Origin of the sequence: Microcoleus sp. B13-B6 (genome assembly GCF_036705405.1) — a bacterium.
In the GTDB taxonomy this organism is placed as follows: Bacteria; Cyanobacteriota; Cyanobacteriia; order Cyanobacteriales; family Microcoleaceae; genus Microcoleus.
In genome coordinates this window covers 21,214-42,956 of the sequence record NZ_JAUBUJ010000063.1, presented here as the reverse complement: position 1 = coordinate 42,956, position 21,743 = coordinate 21,214, and the positions used below count along the sequence as shown (strand labels likewise).

Sequence of the window (21,743 nt, the reverse complement as noted above, 5' to 3'; positions counted from 1 at the left end):
TTCCTTATCCTTTTAATGGTTCGATCAAGCCGCGCCGCACAGCTTCATTTAAGGCTTGAGCTTGTCGCAATAGTCGAGTTTCATATATGTGGATTAAGCCCTGCAATTCAGCCAGTTCTACAGATGCGATCGTACCGGATTGTTGGCGGTCTAGCAATTCACTCAATCGTTGTTCTTGGAGTGGTTGCAGCCGGAGTTGAGTCTGAGTGATTACTTCTGAATCAGACAGTGCTGATACTGGTTTAGCGGTTGGTAAGAGAAAATTTTCCAGAGTTTCTACTAGAATCTCACTCACGGTGCGGTGGCGTTGCTGCGCTAGCAATTCTGCTTGGTGATAGACTTCATCTGGCAGATTTAGGGTAATTTGGGCGGTCATAGGTGCAAAGCTATGAAACTAATATTTATATTATGCCATATTTTACTTTGAGTATTAGACATCTGCCAAAAAGAAATGAAGCAGGATCTCGCTTGCTAAAAATACGGCGACAGCGACAAAGAAGAAAACTAAGTGAAATTAGTTGAGTTTTCACTCATCCAGAAACCCGGTTTATTAAAAAAACGGAGTTTCTTTATTTATAAAATACTAGACAAGCTGGCAAAAGTTGGTTTGTACTTCCGTCCTTAAAATTCTCTTCGGTTCTCTTCCTTTGTCTCATAAACGTCTGCGCGGTTCCATCGCCCCTATTTTTTTTGAGACATCTCAACTCCAACTCTTGTCAAGCCTAGCTTTTCTGCTTACTTGTCACCCGTCAGCAAAATCATCCTATTTACTTATTGACAATTGCTCTTCTCTCTTAAATTGTCAGGGAACGAACATATAAGGTTAAAAATTGTATCATAAGCAACAGAAAGTACCCAATCTTTTATGTACCGCTCTACAATGGACAAAAGAAACAAGATTAAGAGGCGCGATCGCTATGGGTATGAATGAAAACCTAGACTGGGAAGAAGCATTTGAGTACAGAGCGGGCTTGACAGTGGAGTTGAAGTCCCAGCCCGGGGTTTTGCATAAGATCGCTTACTATGAAGTGATGATGGTACCGCCCATCTGGTTAGAAAATGACCCGCGTCCCCGGTATTCTCACGAAGTGCGAGTCGTTTCCCACCAGCCAACTGTGTCCAATGTTTGCCGGATTTCAGAGTGCCCTGTTTTAGTCGCCTCCTAGGTTTTTTCAGCGGGAAATATCGGCGATGGCATCTAGCCAGCAATCAAACCGATGCAGTGATTTTCGGATTGAGATTGCTTGAGTTTACTTTGTGGCGATCGCTTAAGATATAGATGGCGACCCAGAACGATAGACGCGAATCAATTGACCTGTTAATGTTGCAAGTGAGGAAATAGCTTCATTAATGTTAGTCGCCATTCTTGCTAAGTCATCATCTGCCTTACAGACAATAATACCAGCATGGTCAGGCTGTGAGCTGTGCAGTCTAATAAAATGACGGCGATTGAGAGTTAAAACAGCTCGATTTTCATTGACTGCAAAAGCTAACACTTCTTCGTCAGGAATTTTTTGGTTATCTTTTCCGGCTTCTTGCACTGTCAGAATATTGTGTCCCATCTGGCGCAGCAATTCTACAACCTCTCGGGGAAATTGTTCGTCACCATAAAGACGCGCCATCATTTCAATCCTCGTCATTTTCGCGGATAGCTATTTCAATTTCATCGGGAAAAGCTGCCGCATAAGTCCAGGCATTTGCTAAATCAGTAGCGGTTAGTGTGGGATAGTTATCTAAGAGTCGAGACTCGTTCATACCCAAGCGACGAAAACTTTCCAGTACCCAAACAGGAATGCGAGTGTTTCTGATACAAGCATCACCGCCGCAGACACCGGGAGTCTTGCTAATTCCTTGCCAGGTGTTGGCTAAGTTCTGGGTTAATAATTGGATGATTTGAGCTTTCTCGGTTGGCGTTAAAGCCAGAAGTTGCGCTTCTAATTCTTTGATAGTCATAGAAATTTTGGTACTTATGAAATATAGCGGTTCTCAAGCGTTGTGAGGTATACGGGCTCCTTCCTATGCCCATGCCCTATGCCCTATGAGCACCTCATGTTACTGAGAAAGGCTATATGTATGTATTTACTATTATAGTGCGATCGCCTGGAGTCGAGACTCGTTCATACCCAAACGATGAAAGCTCACCAGTTCCCAAACAGGAATGCGAGTATTTCTCATACAAGCATCACCCCCACAGACACCGGGAGTTTGGCTAATTCATTGCCAGGTGTTAAGCTTTTACGCATCTAAATTGTATTTTTGGGCGGGCGGAACGCTAGGGCCCCTAATCCCCACAAGAATTTGCTCGAATTTGATTGTCAAATTTAGATGCGCCTCAGCTTAGCTAAATTTTGGGTTAATAATTAGATAATATGTATTGGTTGTTATACGCAATTCCTTTCTCTCGGATCTCTTCCTCTACGCCCTCTGCGCCTCTGCGATTCATAAAAAAAAGCCCGTTTACAAATGAAATAGCCTTGCTATAGCGGTTCTCAATAAAATGAGGTACACACCGCTCGCAACTGATGCCCACGGAGGCCACGGAGGCCACGGAGGCCACGGAGGCCGCGAGAGCACCTCATGTTACTGAAAAAGGCTATATATCTTTTTAACTTCTTGATAAAGCTCTAAATTATAAAAATTGCTCACCCTTTTACCCTGAGCTTAAACGAACACAAAAAACTTTAAGATAAAAAAAGTCATACCATTTTAGATTTTAAATTTTAGATTGGGAATGACTGAGGACATAAAGCTTTGGATATTGCCTACAGTTGGATTTTTTTTGATAACCGGTATCAGCCATCGGCAGGCACAAAGTACAATCAACTTTAGGTATAAATCATGATGACTTCTACCTTGAGAAGTATATTTTTCGGTACTTGCACAACATATCGCACCACTCGCAACATATACGGATCGGTTCGCAATGCACACTCTACGCAAAATCTGGTGTAAATCCTATTTTCTATTGCTGAATTCCTTGATCCCCGAAAATCGTCGTCTTTCTTCGAGCAGAACTGTGCGATGTTTAGCCAGAAATTAACATTGATTTAAACTTTTATTGAGGCATAAAGGAGCTAGAATTCAATAGTTTGCGTGGAAGACATGGAGGTTAAATACAAAAAGTCTGCTATAACAAATTAATATCGATCGCACTTCTCGATCGCACTTTACAAAACAACCACAACTTAGGAGTCAATCGCTGATGATGCTAGGAACAACCGATCTCCCGCAATTAAAGCCGCTTTCCGACTCAGAACTACACAAAATGAACGCCTACTGGCGGGCGGCAAACTACCTATCCGTCGGACAAATCTATCTCCTCGACAACCCCCTACTCAAAGAACCCCTCAAAATCGAACACGTCAAACCGAGACTCCTCGGACATTGGGGCACTACTCCAGGTTTAAACTTCATCTACGTTCACCTCAACCGCATCATCAAAGCCCAAGACCTCAACACCATCTACATCGCAGGCCCTGGACACGGCGGGCCGGGCTTGGTCGCCAACACCTATCTCGAAGGCACTTACAGCGAATATTACTCGAACATTTCCGAAGATGAAGAGGGTATCAAACGGCTGTTCAAACAGTTCTCCTTTCCCGGCGGTATCCCCAGCCACGTCGCCCCGGAAACCCCCGGTTCGATTCACGAAGGCGGCGAACTCGGCTACGCCCTCGTCCACGCTTACGGTGCCGTCTTCGACAATCCCGATTTGATTGTGGCGGCCGTTGTCGGTGACGGGGAAGCCGAAAGTGGCCCCTTGGCTGCTAGCTGGCATTCTAACAAGTTTCTCAACCCGGTTCGCGACGGGGCTGTGTTGCCGATTTTGCACTTGAATGGCTACAAAATTGCCAATCCAACTCTGTTGGCCCGCATTCCGCAAGAGGAATTGGAAAGTTTGATGGTCGGTTATGGCTACAAACCTTATTGGGTGGAAGGTTCAGACCCGGAAACCATGCACCAGTTGATGGCTGCAACTCTCGATACGGCGATCGGCGAAATTAAGGCGATTCAGGAAAAAGCCCGGACAGAGGGCTATTCGGGCCGTCCCCAGTGGCCGATGATTGTGATGAAAACTCCCAAAGGCTGGACGGGGCCCAAGGAAGTTGACGGTAAGAAAACTGAGGATTATTGGCGATCGCACCAAGTCCCACTTTCGGAAATGGCTTCTAAGCCGGGACACGTCCAACTCCTCGAAGATTGGATGAAAAGCTATAAGCCGGAAGAACTCTTCGACGAAAACGGCAAGTTAATTCCCGAATTAGCGGAACTCGCGCCCAAGGGCGATCGGCGGATGGGGGCCAATCCCCACGCTAACGGTGGCCTGCTGCTGCGAGACTTGAAAATGCCGAAATTTGAAGACTACGCCGTTGACGTGCAAAAACCGGGCACTGTAATGGCAGAAGCAACCCGCGTTTCCGGCCGCTTCCTGCGAGACGTGATGACACTGAATCAGGAAAACGCCAATTTCCGCATTGTCGGGCCTGACGAGACGGCCTCAAACCGCCTCGATCCGGTGTTTGAAGTGACGAACCGGGTATGGGCGGGCGAAATTTTGCCCGAAGACGACCACATCTCCCCCGACGGCCGGGTGATGGAAGTCCTCAGCGAACATCTATGTCAGGGATGGCTGGAAGGCTATTTGCTGACGGGACGCCACGGCTTTTTCTCCTGCTACGAGGCGTTTATTCACATCATCGATTCGATGTTCAACCAACACGCCAAGTGGTTGAAAACTACTCGTCACATTCCTTGGCGCCGACCGATCGCATCTCTGAATTACTTACTAACTTCTCACGTTTGGCGACAAGACCACAACGGTTTTTCTCACCAAGATCCGGGTTTTATCGACCACGTAATTAACAAGAAAGCGGAAGTGGTGCGGATTTATTTGCCACCGGATGCGAATACTTTGCTGTCTGTAACGGATCACTGTCTCCGCAGTCGCAACTATGTCAACGTGATTATTGCAGGGAAGCAGCCGGCATTGCAGTATTTGGATATGGATTCTGCGATTAAACACTGTACGGCAGGCATCGGCATTTGGGAGTGGGCTAGCAACGATAAAGGTGGCGAACCGGATGTGGTGATGGCTTGCGCGGGTGATGTTCCAACGCTGGAAACTTTGGCTGCGGTTGACATTCTCCGCCGAGATTATCCTGATTTAAAAGTACGGGTGGTGAATGTGGTGGATTTGATGACGCTGCAACCTGCTAGCGAACATCCCCACGGTTTGTCTGACAAAGATTTTGATACTTTGTTCACGAAAGATAAGCCGGTGATTTTTGCTTTTCACGGCTATCCTTGGCTGATTCACCGCTTGACTTATCGCCGGACAAATCACCCGAATATTCACGTTCGGGGTTACAAGGAAGAGGGAACGACTACGACGCCGTTTGATATGGTGGTGATTAATGACCTCGATCGATTCCATTTAGTTGGAGATGTACTCGATCGCGTTCCCAAACTGAGTTCTGTTGCAGCTTACGGCAAACAAGCTATCCGTGACAAGCTGATCGAACACAGGCACTATATCAACGAACACGGCGATGATATGCCGGAAATCCGCGACTGGCAGTGGCCGCACGCGGGCGCGGTTTCGTCGGAAGCGCCGAAGGAAACGAAAGATCCGACAACGACAGGAGATCAAACCGTGCGATCGGGTGCTCCTGGGTAGGTGCGATCGCTGTCTGAAAAGAAAGTCCTCAGAAATTGAGGGCTTTTTTTAGTTGTTATGAGAAATCTGTCGTTAGTCCGCGAGTCCGCCAGGGGTTGAAAACCCCTGTCTCATAGCAAAAGTCGGTTGAAACCGACTATCGATTTTAGATTTTAGATGTTAGATTGGGAATTATTGATTTGAGATTGGAGATTTGAGATTTGAAATTAGGAATTAAGTGGTTGATTTAATTGGCTTTTCAGTCCTCTAAAAGAGGACTTTCGCTATGAGACGGGGGTTTTCAACCCCCGGCGGACTTGCGGGTTAATCGATATCTTCATGCTTGTGCCATCTGCGTTAACGAGGCTAGGGCGCGATCGAGTAATACCTCAACTTGGGCGCGAGTTACTCCCGGAAACCATTCGAGAAACTGGTCAATAGAGGCCCCATCTTTAAGGTTCTCGAAAAAGGCAGCAACAGGTACGCGCGTGCCTCGAAATACCCATGCACCGCTTACCTTGCTTGGATGGCGTTCAATGACTTCAAAGATGTCTATAGTCTGCATGAAATTCCTCGCTTGTTGCAGATGAAGTAAAACAACTAAGATAGAATTAATCTTATCATAAATCAACGGTGATTTAGGATTTGTACATTCAAAAGAGGCCGTCATGCTTAAAGAAATAGACATTCAAAATTTTAGGTGCTTTGAGCAAATCAAAATTTCTGGGTTTGAAAGAGTAAATTTAATCGGCGGTAAAAATAATGCTGGCAAGACAGCATTGCTAGAAGCACTTTTTCTCTATAACGATCCCGACGGTAGAAGTATATTCGCATTAAAAAAGCTGAGAATGGAATCGTCAGCATCGTCAGAATCCTCAGAATGGATAGAATCAATAGAATCAATATATAAAAGGGAATGGGACAACTTGTTTTATTCCCTCAACAAAGACGCAGTTATAGTAATTCATGGAAAAGATGAAAGTAATGTCGTAGATAAAATAGAAATTTGGTTAGATGAATCTGGAAATGTAGACAATATTTTCTCAGACACAAATGTAGAAAGATTAAGAGAGTTATTCTTGAAGGATAAAGATGATTTGTCAGTCCTAAATATCAAATTAACTCGATACAATCAAGAAACTGTTAATTCCGTTGCAATAGCTACTTCATCAAAAAAAATGGGGTTTGGCAGTCGTCCTAATGTTAAAGAACCGCCTTTTATTCCATCTTGTATGAGGTCTTTTGAAAGGAATCTCACGGAACTATTTGACCTGGCGCGTTTGAATGAAAAAGATAGCGAAGTTTTGAAAGCTTTTCAAATTCTCGACTATTCAATAGAATCAGTAGACAGTTTTTCGATCGGGGAACCCACGCTCTACTTGAGAAGGAAAGGCGAAAAGCGTTTGCCTTTATCATTGTTTGGAGATGCCATTAACAGAGTTGCAGAAATAATCCTTAAACTGGTAAACAGCGAACACAAAATACTGCTAATTGATGAGATAGAAAATGGCATACACCATACAAGTCAGCGGGAGTTTTGGAGAGTGTTATTTCGGTTGGCGGTTGAAATGGATACGCAGATTTTTGCTACAACGCACAGTTTAGAGATGCTTCAAGCATTTGCGGATGTGGGTTTAGAACAAAATCAGGAATGCAGCAGCGCATATTTTGAACTAGCAAGGAAACTCAAAACAAATCAAATAATCGGAAGTCGGCTCGATTTGGAAACTCTTAGTTATGCCATTGAGCATCAAGAAGGAGTGAGAGGTGAGTAATATTGTCATAGTAGAAAGTAAAAATGATAAAATTTTCATGCAGGCAATGGTTGAAAAACTAAACTGCGATATCCAGGTAGCATCACCTATTTATATAGATGATTATCAAAGTTTGGAAGGCTTGAGCGAAACAGAGTTAATCAAAGCTTTAAAAAATTTAATAAGAAAGATTGACCGAAAAGATATCGAAAAGATAGGAATTATTATAGATATTGATAATTGTTCAGATCAAGAACGGCTGAAATTCGTAGATAGATGTATAAAACAAGTGTTTGAAGCTGAAAGCTTGTCAAGCACTAAACAATTTATCGATATTTGTACAGATTATGGAACAAATGCAAAATTGGCTTGTTACTTTACAAATGTTGGAGGTAAAGGCGAACTGGAAACGCTTTTAAAGGCAATAAAGGCTAGAGAATCACCTCAAGCTGATTGTTTGGATAGCTGGAGAAGTTGCATAAAAGAAAAGGAGGGAAAGGAAATCAAGCAGAAAGATTTTGATAAATTCTGGGTGAGCATCTATCTCAGGTATGATACTTGCTCAAATCAGGAACAGAAACAAGCTGGAAAGAAATGCAGTATGTCGGGGTTTGATTATGTTATGGAACACAAAAAAGATATTTGGGATTGGGATAATCCTGCACTCGATGATTTGAAGGAGTTTTTTAAACTCTTTTGCTAATATAGTAAAAATCACATACAATTAATATCAAATCCGTTGGTATCGCAATTATTCATCTCTCTCTGATCTGACTCTGCGCCCTCTGCGCCCTCTGTGGTTAATCAAAAAAAATCCTGTTCACCAATCAAATAAGATATCTCTATGAGCTTAAAAATCTACTTTGTACGACACGGTGAAACGACTTACAGCCAAACAGGTGGCTTCTGCGGCGCTATCGATCCAGAATTAACGCCCGTAGGTTCTCAAATGGCAGAACAGTTTGCCGCCACTTACGCAAAATTGCCTTGGAATGCTGTTTATGTCAGTCCGATGAAACGCACAATTGCTACTGCAAAACCTTTGTGCGATGCTGTGGGAATTGAAATGCAGCTTCGCGACGGACTGAGGGAAATTAAGTACGGTGAGTGGGAAGGCAAAACAGTAGAAGAGGTCAAAAAAGAATACGAAGAAGATTATATTAATTGGCTGACTGAACCTGCTTGGAATGCACCAAACGGCGGCGAGACTTCGGTGCAAATTGCCAGTAGAGCTTCCTTAGTTATTGCAGAAATTGAGGAAAAATATAAGAATGGAAATGTGTTGGTTGTCTCGCACAAAGCAACTATTAGGATTATTCTGTGCAGTCTGTTGGGGATTGATTTGGGACGTTATCGCGATCGCATTGCCGCTTTAGCAGCTTCTGTCAGTATTGTCAAGTTTGACGTGCGCGGCCCGTTGCTGGAGGTTTTGGGCGATCGATCGTACATGGATGAAAACCTCCGCAATTTACCCGGTACTTGAAATTGCGGGTAGGGTGCGCGTACTGCGTACCCTCTATTCTGCAACTAAATCGCGCCTAAGTTAGACAATCCTAAAATAGCACCTGCTCCCAAAATATGACCAAAGGCCATAGTTCCCACAACTGCACCCAAACTCAAACCGCCGAACATACTGGATGAGGGCATTGCTGGGCCTGTGTGAGGCTTTTGGATGGTTGATTTGCCGATCGCAATAGCTAAAATATTGCAAAGAATCATAATCAAACCGATCGTGGGGCTCCACTCTACGGCTCTGGGGGCAACGGCAAGTAAAATTGGTGTAAACATCGATCGACTCCTTAAACTTTAGTAAACGAAAATGTGCATAGAAGATATATCAAAAAAATGCAACTGTTCGCTACACATTGCATTAAGAGTTAATTTTTCGACATATTTCTTAAAAATTTTCCCAGGATATCAAGGTTTCTTCGTCTGTGCAGGCGGATGAAAGTTTGACAAGATGCGATTGCAATCGCCTAGCGATCGAAAGAACGAATCAACAGGACATAATAAAGCATGAAAATACTGGTGTTAAATGCGGGTTCTAGCAGTCAAAAGAGCTGTCTTTACGAGTTAAACGATGTCCTCCCCGATCGACCTTTGCAACCCCTCTGGTCAGCTCAAATTGATTGGACTCACCAGCAGGGTATAGCAGAGTTGAAAGTCAAAACAGCAAAAGGCGATCGACTTGAGGAGGAATTTGCATCCGAGTCTCGCCAAGATGCTATTTCTCGAATGCTGGAGAGTCTTTGGAAGGGAAAAACTCAAACAATTAATGATTTAAACGAGATTGATATTGTCGGCCACCGCGTCGTACATGGCGGACAAGATTATCAGCAAAGTACGTTAATTTCGCCGGATGTTAAACAGGCGATCGCCCGTTTATCTGTTTTCGCCCCCGTTCACAATCCGGTTAACCTCGAAGGTATCGAAGCGATTGAAAAATTCCTCCCAAATGTGCCGCAAGTAGCAGTATTTGATACAGCTTTTCACGCACAATTGCCGCCCGCAGCCTTTGTTTATCCCGGCCCCTATGAATGGCTGGAAAATGGGATTCGGCGCTACGGTTTTCACGGGATTAGCCATCAATATTGCGCGCGTCGGACCGCCGACATTCTGGGTCGAGATGTGGCAGATTTGCGGTTAGTTAGCTGTCATTTGGGCAACGGATGTTCTCTGGCGGCCATTCGCGGTGGCTGGAGTGTTGACACGACGATGGGATTTACGCCTTTGGAAGGTTTGATGATGGGAAGTCGATCGGGTTCGATCGATCCAGGCATTCTCATTCATCTGTTAAAACAATCCGATTTTACTGCTGAGAAACTTGATGGTATTCTCAATCGAAATTCAGGTTTAAAAGGGATTTCAGGCGTGTCTAGCGATCTGCGGCAGATAGGAGATGCGATCGCCCAAGGTAATCAGAGAGCTCAACTTGCTTTGGATATTTACATCCACCGTTTGCGTGCCGGAATTGGTGCCATGCTGGCGAGTTTGGGAGGGTTGGATGCTTTAATTTTTACGGCGGGAGTTGGGGAAAATTCTGCTGTTGTGCGGGCTGCCGCTTGCGAAGCTTTTGGATTTATCGGGTTAAAATTGGATGGGGATAAAAATCAACAGTCACCGATCGATCAAGATATTGCGGCAGTGGATTCAGCCGTGAGAATTTTGGTAATTCACACGCAGGAGGATTGGGAAATTGCGCGAGAATGCTGGAAACTTTATCACTAACTTATTTTATGAATTCCTGCAACCACGATGCCCACTCAGCTTCGCAGCAGTGTCAACAATCACGAACTGCGCCACCCGAATATATCTAATTCATCTGCGTTAATCTGTGTTTATCTGCCCTCATCTGCGGTAAAAAAAAGAGAATGTATTCACCGCAGATGACAATGGATGGACGCGGATTCACGCAGATGAAAAGAATAGAGATCTGAATAATTCCGATGCTAACAGATTTGATATGACATCGTTGGAATACTGCCAGGGTTGGTAATGATCCAGAAACGGTTACAAAACTTGCCTGGGGGCGATCGGAATTTCAATAATAAACTCGCTCCCCTCTCCGGGTGCAGAAACGCAAGTCAATTTTCCGCCATGAGAACTGACAACAATCGAGTGAGAAATAGACAATCCCAAACCAGTACCCGAACCCACAGGCTTAGTTGTAAAAAATGGATCGAATATCTTGTGCAGCACCTCAGTGCTCATCCCCGGCCCGCTGTCGGCAATTCTAATTATGGCAGAATTCCTGTCTGTCACCTCTGTAGAAATTGTAATAGTAGGCTGTTTATGAGAATTTTCCGGGCAATCTCTTGCTACGAGGAGAGCATCGATCGCATTTGTCAAAATATTCATAAATACCTGATTCAACTGAGACGCATAACAAGTAATTAGGGGTAGCGTGCTGTAATTTTTAATCACCTCAATTCCCAAACGCCCGCCCTCTTTTCTCAGGCGCGGTTGCAGCAACATCACCGTACTGTCGATGCCTTGATGGATATCTACCGACTTCATTTGCGCTTCGTCGAGGCGCGAGAAATTCCGCAAGCTTAGCACAATATCCCGGATTCTTTCCGCTCCTACTTTCATGGAATCCAGCAGCTTTTGCAAATCCTCGCTCAAGAATTCCAGCTCAATTGTTTCTATTTCTTCGAGAATTTCATCAGCAGGTTCCGGATAGTGCTGCTGGTAAAGCTCAATCAATTTTAGCAAGTCTTTAACGTATTCGCTAGCCGGATTAAGATTGCCGTAGATGAAACTTACAGGATTATTAATTTCGTGAGCTACACCAGCCACCATTTGCCCCAAACTAGACATCTTTTCCGTTTGGATTAATTGAGCTTGAGTTAGTTTAAGTTCGCGCAAAGTTTGTTCTAAACGCTCGTTCTTTTCATTTAACTCCTGCGTCCGCTCTTGCACTTTCTGTTCCACAGAATTGTAAAGTAGAGCATTTTCCAAAGAAATAGCAACTTGGGAAGAAAGCAACCTTAAAACTTCCAATCTGTGGGGAGTAAATGCTCCGACAGTCAAATTGTTTTCTAAATAAAGAATGCCGATTAGTTTGCCTTGATTGATGATAGGAGTACACAAAATAGATTGGAGTTTGTGTTTGGCAACGTAAGGATCTGCTGTAAATAGTCCCTCAGCCGCCGCATTGCTCAACACCAAATCCGAGCGAGTCCTTTCCACATAATTAATCACCGTCACAGGTAAATCCTGATAGCCTTCAACAGGCGTAAATTGCAGCACAGCTACATCTTCAGCAAATACTGACGCTTTAGCTGAAATCAACAGTTGACCATCTCTGACTAAAATCAGAAAACCTAACTGAGCACCCGCATTTTCTAAGGAGATTCTCATCAAAGAAGCCAGCAACTTATCGAGGACAATTTCGCTAGAAATCGCCAGAGATGCTTTCATTACCGTTGCTAAATCCAGCACTCTCGCATCGCTGCCCGTAGAAGTATGAATAGTTGTGGTAGTTTGATTGTTGTTAAAACTTCCGTTGATTGGCGTCATTTCCCGCAACTGCGGATACTTCTGTTCTAAATCTTCTACTTTGCGAACTGCACCCCAGCGCAAGTAGCACGAGTGAGCTTCGCGCAAGTGAATTTTGGCATATTGATACTTGCCTTTACTCAACCAAAACTTAGCTGCTAGTTCATTAGCTAGCGCTTCATTTTGGACAAACTCATTGTCTTGGGCTAAATTTATAGAGAAATCGTACAGTTCTACAGCTTCTGAATCTTTCTTGGAAATTCTGGCTATTTCTGCTTGTACTAAAAGGTACTTGTGCAGAAAATTTTCGGCACAGTTGTCTGCCCAAATTTTCATCTGTTTTTGGTTTTCCTCTAACTTTTCCAAATATTCCTTTTGCTTCTCTTCTGAAACATTTGGGAAAACGGCGGCTAAAGTTAGAGAAAAGAAAAAATTCCATTCGGTAGCGGGTATGGCTCCGGTAATAAAAGATAGCTGTTTTTCTACTTCAAAAGCTAGTTGTAGCGCTTCGTTGAAGTTGCCGTACCAGTACATTACCTGGCATTTGCGAATCTGATAAAGGCAGAGCGAGTACAAATTTTGATGAGCTTGGCAGTTGTGTACATATTCAGCTTCGCTGATATCTTCGCTTTCAAATACAAACTTTTCAGGAGTTAGTTTGCTCAAGTTACGCAGGATTAACTCTACTCCTAATAAGATATCGGTTACGAGCTGATTTTTGGTTTTTTGGCTGAACTGCAAATACCTGCTCGTGTCTACCAGAATTTGCGAGATTTCTTTACCTTGAAAAAATGAGTTAGCTATGCGGTTGGACAGGATATAACCCGCATACTCTAAATCTCCTGATTCTAAAGCTGCTTGATATCCTTCATTGCTGATCGCGTGGGAATCTTTGATGTGGTTGAACCAGTAATAAAAAATACTGACCAGGGATGAACAAGCTCTGCACTTCAAGCCAATATTGCCAGATTTTTCGCTGAGATTCAGCGATAGCAAGCCGAATTGATACGCAGCTTTGTAATCTCCAGAAACTGCGTTTAAGAACATACCGTAGCCAGCATAGCAAAGAGAAGCTTCGGGTACTAAACCATATTGTAGAGAAAGATTGACTCCTTTTAAAACGCTGACTTTCCACAAGTCGGGATTTTTGAGGTACGCCGATGTCAGCAAGTTTGTAATTAATTTGACTGCCACTTTTTTGTCGGGTACAGTCATTTCGGGGGCGTCAATCAGGGAAGCTATTTCTCTACCTGCTAAAATATTTGTGGCTGCTGCAAATTCTTCGGATATGACTTTTTGTAGCCCGTCTAGTGGCAAGTCAATGCCTAGTAAGTCCAAAGCTTTGATTCCGGCTTTAACGGCTTCTTCGTACTTCGCCCGCAGGGTGTACTGCACGATCAGCAGGTTGTAAATTTCTACCTTTTCTAAGGGCGATCGCGCTTTTTCCAGAGTTATATTAATAAATTCTTCAGACTTCTCGAAATAACCGTTTAAATACTCAACATTTGCCCGCTCCATGTGCAAGGCAAAGGCTAAATCGTAGTGGGCATCCCAAATATCGGCGCTCAAACCGTCCATGCCTGCGGTTAAATACTGCAAGGCAGCAACATAAGCAGTGGCATCTTTGGCTCTGCGGGCCGCGTCTAAATTCAGTGTTGCCAGTTCAATTAATTCTCGATCGTCTTTAATTAGCGATCGAGCCACATTCAAGTGATCGACTAATTCAAAAATTCTGTCAGCGCGATATTCAGCCGGGGTGTTTTCTAGGATTTGCCTGCCTATTTTCAGGTGAACTGCCTTTTTTTGCGAGTCGTCGATCAGAGCGTAAGCTGCTTGCTGTACGCGATCGTGCAAAAATTTATAATTCAGAATTAATAGCGGAAACAGCACGTAATCTAATGACTTGCTTTCCAATTCCGAAGTTGGCAGAATCAGTCCCGACTTAATCGCGGGCAACAGGTGAGAAAAAGTTTCCGAGGCTTCTTTTTCATTAATTAAAGAAAGAGTATTTAAGTCAAATTCGTTGCCCAAACAAGCCACCAAACGCAAAACTTGCTGCGTTGAACTTGGCAGTTTTCTCAGTTTTTGTACCATCAAATCTACTACATTGTCAGTGATAGCGCACTGCTCAATTTGAGTCATATCCCAATGCCAGCCGCCCTTGCTCCCCGACTGTGGCGGGTGAAAAACTAGCAGGTTTTCCTGATACAATGTTTGTAGGAATTGATTGACAAAAAAAGGATTGCCGTCGGTTTTGCTGATTACCAATTCAGCTAACGGTTTGACAGATTCGCGATCGCTGTGCAAAGTCTCCGCAATCAAATGAGTTATGTTTTCCACCCCCAGCGGCGACAAAGCAATTTGATTAATGATAGCTTCCTGATTTCGCAGCGTCTCCAAAGTCATCATTAAAGGATGAGTAGGACTAACTTCATTATCCCGATAAGCGCCAATTAAAAACAGATATTGCGTAGCTTCATCTGTCATCATCAATTCGATCAGCTTGAGAGTAGCAGAATCAGCCCACTGCAAATCGTCGAGAAAAATGACCAGCGGATGTTCTGGCTGGCAAAATACGCGAATGAAATTTTGAAATACTAAATTAAAGCGGTTCAGAGATTCCGTCGGCCCCAATTCAGCTACAGGAGACTGAGCTCCGACAATTAGTTCAACTTCGGGAATGACATCAATAATAATTTGTCCGTTTTGACCGAAGGAAGTGCGGAGTTTTTCGCGCCAAACTGCTAATTGAGCTTCGCTTTCAGTTAAGAGTTGCCGCACCAATTCCGAAAAAGCGCTGACAACGGCAGAGTAAGGAATAGTCCGCTTGTACTGGTCAAACTTTCCCCAAATAAAATAGCCGCGCCTGCGGGTAATAGGTTTGTCTAAAATCTTCACCATTGCAGATTTGCCAATGCCGGAATAACCGGCAATCAGCATCATCTCGCTGCGGGATTTATGCTGTCCTCTCGCTAGGACTGACAAGGGAATTTCTTTTTTCGATTTGAACTCTTTTTTGATGACTGAAATTTGAGAATCGTCGGTGCGGTAGCCTCGATTATTTGTTGCTGCTACCCGTTCAAATGCCGCTAAAAGAGTTTCAACTTCTCGCTGTCTGCCGTAAAGTTTTTGAGGTATTTGAAATTTGTCGGAAATATCTTGGCGACCGAGAGGAAAATCGGAAACAAACCCAGATGTTTGCCACTGAAACAGGCAGGATTCCAAATCTGCTTTTAGTCCCCAAGCACTTTGATAGCGCTCCTCAGCGGTTTTTGCTAACAATTTCATCACAATATCTGAAACAGCTTTAGGAATTTCTGGGGCTATTTCAGCGAGAGGTACTGGCTGTTTGGCGATGTGACAGTGAACTAACTCCATAGGATCGGTAGTGGCAAAAGGGAGTTGTCCTGCCAGGATTTCATAGAAGGTCACGCCGAGGGAATAAAAGTCGGTGCGGTAATCGACTACCCGGTTCATTCTGCCGGTTTGTTCGGGCGACATATAGGCTAAAGTGCCTTCTAAAAAATTGGGATTTTTACTGGGGATATTTTCCAGGTTGGATGCAGTTGAAATGCTGAAATCTATTAGTTTCACTTGTCCTGTAGCAGGATTAAAAACTATATTAGAGGGATTTATATCTTTATGAATTACATTTTTTCCGTGAATCTCTCCCAAAGTTTCAGCAACTTTGATGGCAGTAGTCAGAAATCCTAAAAGGGTAAATTTTTGGGATCCCATAAAAATTTTTAAAGATTCCCCGCCAAAATCTTCTAAAATCATTGCCAGACTATTTCTAACCTGTTGCAACTTATACACTTTCACAACTCCGTCCAACAGGCTTAAGTTGGCAGTGATCTCATATTCGCGCTTGTATCTATTCAGTTCTTCAGGAGTCGGATAGTCTTCTTTGATAAGTTTGATAATAACAGGTTGGTTGTTCTGCTCGTTGTGGCCGCGGTAAACCAGGGAAGTGCTGCTTTCATAAATGAGAGCGAGAACTGCAACGCCGGGAATTGCCATCATAGTTGGGTTCTCTCAAATTAGGTGTGCTTGGTCAATGTTACAGGACTGACGCGCGGCGGGCTAGAAACCCGGTTTCTTCGTTGCTAGTCGTTGACAAACCCAAGATTTTTTCGGGTAAATCGGGTTTATTATCCTAAATCCTATGTTATTCTTCATTATCGCTCAAGAGCTATCTTTTGGGATGTGTGGGAAAGCAGGCCTTGACAGGAATGAGCTACTGCTGACAAAAGCACGCTGGGGCTTTCGTCACCTCAGCAGTTAGGTAAACAAAATCACAAATACAGGATTTGTGCAAGCATTTACTTTAATGCTCGATCGCCATGTTGACAACTAAATCATCTCAGATTCCAAGCAATCGCTTGACTTTAGTGGAGCGTCACCACATCTCGTGAAAATACGCAAGTGCTGAAAGATTTATTTTTTCCGGCGATCGGGCACGAATTTGGGGTGCTTCAAAACAACGGCCGATGCAAATCTTAACTATAATTGGCGACCGAGGCGCGGAGGGAGTTAAGTGTTGCTTCGGAAGCTGCAAGTTCCTTCAGTTCTATCTATTTTGACCATCGATTAACAATAGTGACATACTCCTACACCAACACAAGCTGTCACCATTGGTGTAGGCTTCTCAGTGACTCCAGCTATTGCTTCGGACATTGACTGAGCTTTAAGCACGGGATGACCCACCGCCCTATTTTTGATTCCTATTGCTGCATTATGATCGCGGTCTAGACTACACCCACAGTGAGGGCAGTCATGCCAACGAATATGCAGCTTTTTTGGTACTTTTTCGCCACAACTAGAGCAATCTTGTGAAGTATTGTAGGCACTTACTGGGATTACCAACACACCAGCATTTACGGCTTTATTTGTTAGAATCGACAGAAAGCTTGACCACCCAGCATCCAACACAGATTTAGCTAATTTTGTACGAGCCAGTCCTTTAATATTCAAATTTTCAACCGCAACAACATCATATTTTTTCAACAGCTCGTTAGCCGTCTTAAAATGAAAGTCTTTACGCTTCTCTGCTACTTTCTTGTGACATTTTCCCAGTTGCTTAACTGCTTTCTGTCTCCGGTTGCTACCTTTTTTACGACGCGATACTCGCTTCTGAATAGTTCGCAGACGTTTCCCGGCTTTGCGGTAATGTTGAGGAATTGCAACTGTTTCGCCCTCAGAGGTTGTCAAGAAATTCTTTAGCCCAACATCAATTCCAGTAATCTTTTGAGGATTAAAATCTGGTTTAATCGTAGGAACTGTTGAATCTTCTAGGGAGAGCGTAAGATAGTACCCATCAGCCTTTTTAGTGATAGAGACGGTTTTGATTTTGAATCCATTAGGTATGGAACGGTGTAAAACAACCTTAACTTTTCCAAGCATCGGCAAGTTAATTAAGTTATTTTGTAAACAACCGTCTTTAACTTGAGGATAAGTGAACGTGCGATAACGACTGCGTGGTTTAAATCTCGGTCTGCCACTACGCTTTCCGTTGCTATCACCTTTTAGGAAACGATCAAAAGATACCTTAACTCGCTTAACTACATCTTGAAGAACTTGAGAGTAAATCTCAGCATACCAAGGATGAGTTTTCTTGAGTTGAGGTAACGTTTTTTTCTGACTGTAATATTCGGGATTATCCCGCAGTTCGGGTAAATGGCAAACTAGCGGACACGCATTGATGGGAGAACGGTTTTGCTCGTACCAATTGAATCTATCAGCCAACAAGTAATTGTATTGAGCCCATAGCATCGACAGCCATCTGTCGATTTCAATGGCTTGTAACTTTGTTGGACGTAATCGATATTGGTAAGAGCTTCTCATTCCTTTGGCGTGGTCGGTACATATCAATTAGTGTTACTGTACCAGAATACTTTATTTACTGTCAAGTGCATGAGTAAAGTATATTGAAGTACAAAATAGACTCGTTAAACAAAGAGTTTGTTTGTTTCGTCATCCACCCGTCTAGCAATTCAAAACATAGTTTTGAATTGCTAGACGGGTGGAATCCTCACCTCACGCGCCTTTCATCCCACACTAATCGAAGCGATATAGTGCGGGGATTCCCGTCTGTTTAGCTAACTGACCGAAAGCATCTAGGATACAAGCCCCCGGCTTCATGGGTGGAGAAATAAAAAACCTGTATCCGATAAAGGAACCCCCGAATTTATCCGTGGGGTCAGTCGATTTTAGATTTTAGATTTTAGATTTTAGATTTACCCCACAGATAAATCTGGGAGCTTGAACTAGGGTCTACAATTTTTATCTTTCCACGACTCCTGTACGTGGCAGCGTATCCGTTTTTGGGCTGGGTCAAGGCTTCAATTCTTTAATCTTTAATCGAAAATCTCAAATCGCGCAATCGATTGACCGAAAGCATCCAGGAGACAAGCCCCCGAATTCATTCCTTCGCAGACTCAGGACCCAGAAATAAAAAACCTGTATCCGATGAAACTTGCCCCCCCAATTTATCCGTGGGGTCAATGCTTCAATTCTTTAATCTAAAATCTAAAATCTAAAATCTAAAATCGATTGACCGTTTGAGCAGAGTAAATTTGACAAAAAATGCAGAATTATTGCACCTTGTCTGGTGCGCGGCAGCGAACCCTACATTAATCAAATTTGCCTAACTCTTAAGAAAATTTTAGGAAAGATTAAGAATTATTGCCATAAAACCCAGGTAAAGTTGTTTGAATTGCGAGTCAAATGCCAAGCGGGCAAAGCGTTTGAGCATTTCCCAAATGTGTAAATCCTCAGAAACTTAGTATTTCTCAAGGATTCATCCGGTGAGAAAATCAGAAACAACCTTAAAATTTAGCAGTAATCGCCCGATCGGGCAATTCTCAACCAGCACCAGGAAAAAAACTATGAAATTGGCTTATTGGATGTACGCAGGCCCAGCCCACATCGGCACCTTGCGCGTCGCCACTTCCTTCAAAAACGTCCATGCAATCATGCACGCACCCATTGGAGACGACTATTTCAACGTCATGCGTTCCATGCTGGAGAGGGAACGGGATTTCACCCCGGTGACTACCAGCGTCGTTGACAGACACGTACTGGCGCGGGGTTCGCAAGAACGGGTGGTGGACAACATCACCCGCAAAGACAGAGAAGAACACCCAGATTTAATCGTGCTCACCCCGACTTGCACCTCCAGCATTCTGCAAGAAGACTTGGAAAACTTCGTGGAACGAGCTCAATTGGATGCCAAAGGCGATGTATTGCTGGCGGATGTTAACCATTACCGCGTCAACGAACTCCAAGCTGCCGATCGCACTTTGGATCAAATCGTCCAATTTTACATTAACAAAGCCCGCAAAAAAGGCGATTTAGTAGAAGCCAAAAGCGAAAAACCATCTGTCAACATTATCGGTATGTCTACCCTGGGTTTCCACAACCAGCACGACTGCACCGAGTTGAAGCGTTTGATGGCAGATTTGGGCATTGAAGTCAACGAAGTTATTCCCGAAGGTGCTTCGGTTCATAACTTAAAAAGACTGCCCCGCGCTTGGTTTAACTTGGTTCCTTATCGGGAATTGGGGATGATGGCCGGGGAGTATTTGCAAAAAGAATTCGGTACGCCGATGGTGGATATTACGCCGATGGGTGTGGTGGAAACTGCGCGCTGTATCCGCAAGATTCAGCAAGTTTTGAACGCTCAAGGTGCGGATGTTGATTACGAAAATTTTATTGACCAACAAACTCGATTTGTGTCGCAGGCTGCTTGGTTTTCGCGATCGATCGACTGCCAAAACTTAACCGGCAAAAAAGCCGTCGTATTTGGCGATAATACCCACGCTGCCGCGATGACGAAGATTTTGGCTCGCGAGATGGGAATCCACGTTGTGTGGGCAGGAACCTACTGCAAACACGATGCTGATTGGTTCCGGGAACAGGTAAGCGAGTATTGCGATGAAGTGCTGGTGACGGACGATCACGGGGCGATCGGAGATGCGATCGCCAAAGCGGAACCTTCGGCAATTTTCGGTACGCAAATGGAACGCCACGTAGGTAAGCGGTTGGATATTCCCTGCGGCGTAATTGCTGCACCGATTCACGTCCAAAATTTCCCGATCGGCTACAAGCCATTTTTGGGTTATGAAGGCACGAATCAGTGCGTTGATTTGGTCTACAATTCCTTCACTTTGGGAATGGAAGACCACTTGCTGGAAATCTTCGGCGGCCACGATACCAAGGAAGTGATTACGAAGGGTATTTCGGCTGACTCTGATATGGGTTGGACGAAGGATGGACAGGCTGAGTTGAATAAAATCCCTGGTTTTGTGCGGGGTAAGGTGAAGCGAAATACTGAGAAGTTTGCGCGCGATCGGGGGATTGATAAGATTACCGTTGAGGTGCTGTACGCAGCGAAGGAATCTGTCGGCGCGTAGTTTATTGTTGGGGTGGGCATTTGCCCACCTTGCAAAGTTTTGTTTTGGAGTTAAAATAAGTTAAGTTGCGATCGGTTTATGAACTACAAACTTGATGTGCCGCTATCTCCCAAACTAGAAAAGTATCGCGATCGAATCGAATTAACTATCAAACCCTATATTGAAATTACAATTGAAAACAACGAACCTGCGAACTGGTGGCAAAGTAAATTTGGTGGGTTGCCATACTTACCTAAAGGATTCGAGTATCCTAAAACTCCTAATGGCGATTGCTTCTTATTGCTTGCCCAAATCAACTTTTCCGAAGTACCGCATCTTGAAGGTTTTCCCGATCGAGGAATCTTGCAGTTTTATCTTCCAGATGATGAATTATGTCTTTATGGCTTATCTTTCGACTCTGGTGAAGATATTTTTCAAATTTTATATTTTCCTGAACCCGATCTCAACCTTGAGAATATCATCACCAATTATGATTTTTTGCCCAAATTTGAACGCGGGCCTATTTGGGGAAGTTGCAGTTTGCAGTTTACTAAAAAGTATGCGCCAATTAGTGATTGCGATGAGGGGCTTACAAAACTTTTAGGAGAAGATTTTTATCAATTATTTAGAGAAGACGAGCAACTCGAGGATGATTATATGGATCTATGCGCCCCTGGCGGTCATAAAATTGGTGGCTATCATGATTCTTTTCAATCACACGATCCTAGACCAGATTGCGAAAGCGATCCCTATAGCCTTTTATTTCAAATGGATACCGATGGAAATGAGGTAATAGATATTATGTGGGGCGATGGTGGCGTAGGTAACTTTTTTGTCAAAGAATCAGCATTACAAAAATTGGATTTTAGCGATGTTATCTACGAGTGGGATTGCGGTTGATTGAGGGTAAAAAATGGTATTTTGAGAGTTCTGGTATGG

Annotated in this window: 16 protein-coding genes; 8 read left to right on the top strand and 8 right to left on the bottom strand. The window is 43.7% G+C overall.

The window, feature by feature from the left end; translation table 11 throughout:
• Nucleotides 1-4 precede the first annotated feature (4 nt).
• Nucleotides 5-376 (bottom strand): hypothetical protein, encoded by a 372-nt coding sequence (locus tag QUB35_RS24450; RefSeq protein WP_333108471.1) that lies wholly within the window; start codon nucleotides 374-376, stop codon nucleotides 5-7.
• Between the two features lie 541 nt (nucleotides 377-917).
• Between QUB35_RS24450 and QUB35_RS24445 the strand changes: the two genes are divergently transcribed.
• Nucleotides 918-1,166, top strand: a complete 249-nt coding sequence (locus tag QUB35_RS24445; protein WP_333144269.1) for a hypothetical protein — start codon at nucleotides 918-920, stop codon at nucleotides 1,164-1,166.
• A 102-nt stretch (nucleotides 1,167-1,268) separates the two neighbouring features.
• Here the strand turns inward: QUB35_RS24445 and QUB35_RS24440 are convergent, their stop codons facing one another.
• From QUB35_RS24440 to QUB35_RS24430, 3 genes are all read right to left on the bottom strand, one after another.
• Nucleotides 1,269-1,622 (bottom strand): DUF5615 family PIN-like protein, encoded by a 354-nt coding sequence (locus QUB35_RS24440; RefSeq protein WP_333025693.1) that lies wholly within the window; start codon nucleotides 1,620-1,622, stop codon nucleotides 1,269-1,271.
• A 4-nt stretch (nucleotides 1,623-1,626) separates the two neighbouring features.
• Nucleotides 1,627-1,953, bottom strand: a complete 327-nt coding sequence (locus tag QUB35_RS24435) for a DUF433 domain-containing protein (RefSeq protein WP_333144268.1) — start codon at nucleotides 1,951-1,953, stop codon at nucleotides 1,627-1,629.
• 132 nt (nucleotides 1,954-2,085) lie between these two features.
• Entirely contained in the window at nucleotides 2,086-2,175 is a 90-nt protein-coding gene (locus QUB35_RS24430; protein ID WP_333144267.1) for a hypothetical protein, read from the bottom strand.
• A gap of 1,027 nt (nucleotides 2,176-3,202) precedes the next feature.
• Between QUB35_RS24430 and QUB35_RS24425 the strand changes: the two genes are divergently transcribed.
• A complete protein-coding gene (locus tag QUB35_RS24425; protein ID WP_333144266.1) occupies nucleotides 3,203-5,677 on the top strand; it encodes a phosphoketolase family protein in 2,475 nt (824 codons plus the stop codon).
• 316 nt (nucleotides 5,678-5,993) lie between these two features.
• Here the strand turns inward: QUB35_RS24425 and QUB35_RS24420 are convergent, their stop codons facing one another.
• Complete coding sequence (locus QUB35_RS24420; protein ID WP_333144265.1) at nucleotides 5,994-6,221, bottom strand: DUF433 domain-containing protein; 228 nt, start codon at nucleotides 6,219-6,221, stop codon at nucleotides 5,994-5,996.
• A gap of 103 nt (nucleotides 6,222-6,324) precedes the next feature.
• Between QUB35_RS24420 and QUB35_RS24415 the strand changes: the two genes are divergently transcribed.
• From QUB35_RS24415 to QUB35_RS24405, 3 genes are all read left to right on the top strand, one after another.
• Nucleotides 6,325-7,431, top strand: coding sequence for an AAA family ATPase (locus QUB35_RS24415; RefSeq protein WP_333144264.1), 1,107 nt, complete (start codon nucleotides 6,325-6,327; stop codon nucleotides 7,429-7,431).
• Nucleotides 7,424-8,113 carry a DUF3226 domain-containing protein gene (locus QUB35_RS24410; RefSeq protein ID WP_333144263.1) on the top strand — a complete coding sequence of 230 codons (690 nt, stop codon included), beginning with the start codon at nucleotides 7,424-7,426 and terminating at the stop codon, nucleotides 8,111-8,113. The genes QUB35_RS24415 and QUB35_RS24410 overlap by 8 nt, the downstream gene beginning before the upstream one ends.
• 141 nt (nucleotides 8,114-8,254) lie before the next feature.
• Nucleotides 8,255-8,893 (top strand): histidine phosphatase family protein, encoded by a 639-nt coding sequence (locus QUB35_RS24405; protein ID WP_333144262.1) that lies wholly within the window; start codon nucleotides 8,255-8,257, stop codon nucleotides 8,891-8,893.
• 44 nt (nucleotides 8,894-8,937) lie between these two features.
• Here QUB35_RS24405 and psaK read toward each other — a convergent pair whose 3' ends face one another.
• Entirely contained in the window at nucleotides 8,938-9,198 is a 261-nt protein-coding gene (psaK, locus tag QUB35_RS24400; RefSeq protein WP_333144261.1) for a photosystem I reaction center subunit PsaK, read from the bottom strand.
• 228 nt (nucleotides 9,199-9,426) lie between these two features.
• Here psaK and QUB35_RS24395 point away from each other — a divergent pair, with 228 nt between their 5' ends.
• Nucleotides 9,427-10,638 carry an acetate kinase gene (locus tag QUB35_RS24395; RefSeq protein ID WP_333144260.1) on the top strand — a complete coding sequence of 404 codons (1,212 nt, stop codon included), beginning with the start codon at nucleotides 9,427-9,429 and terminating at the stop codon, nucleotides 10,636-10,638.
• Between the two features lie 282 nt (nucleotides 10,639-10,920).
• Here the strand turns inward: QUB35_RS24395 and QUB35_RS24390 are convergent, their stop codons facing one another.
• Nucleotides 10,921-16,434: an AAA family ATPase gene (locus QUB35_RS24390; RefSeq protein ID WP_333144259.1), complete on the bottom strand. Its 5,514-nt coding sequence runs from the start codon at nucleotides 16,432-16,434 to the stop codon at nucleotides 10,921-10,923.
• 567 nt (nucleotides 16,435-17,001) lie between these two features.
• On the bottom strand, nucleotides 17,002-18,255 hold the full coding sequence (locus QUB35_RS24385; protein WP_333056613.1) for a transposase: 1,254 nt from the start codon (nucleotides 18,253-18,255) through the stop codon (nucleotides 17,002-17,004).
• Between the two features lie 1,043 nt (nucleotides 18,256-19,298).
• On the opposite strand from QUB35_RS24385, the gene bchB reads away from it, so the two are divergent.
• Entirely contained in the window at nucleotides 19,299-20,825 is a 1,527-nt protein-coding gene (bchB, locus tag QUB35_RS24380) for a ferredoxin:protochlorophyllide reductase (ATP-dependent) subunit B (RefSeq protein WP_190659189.1), read from the top strand.
• A gap of 78 nt (nucleotides 20,826-20,903) precedes the next feature.
• Nucleotides 20,904-21,704: a DUF1963 domain-containing protein gene (locus QUB35_RS24375; RefSeq protein WP_333144258.1), complete on the top strand. Its 801-nt coding sequence runs from the start codon at nucleotides 20,904-20,906 to the stop codon at nucleotides 21,702-21,704.
• Nucleotides 21,705-21,743 lie beyond the last annotated feature (39 nt).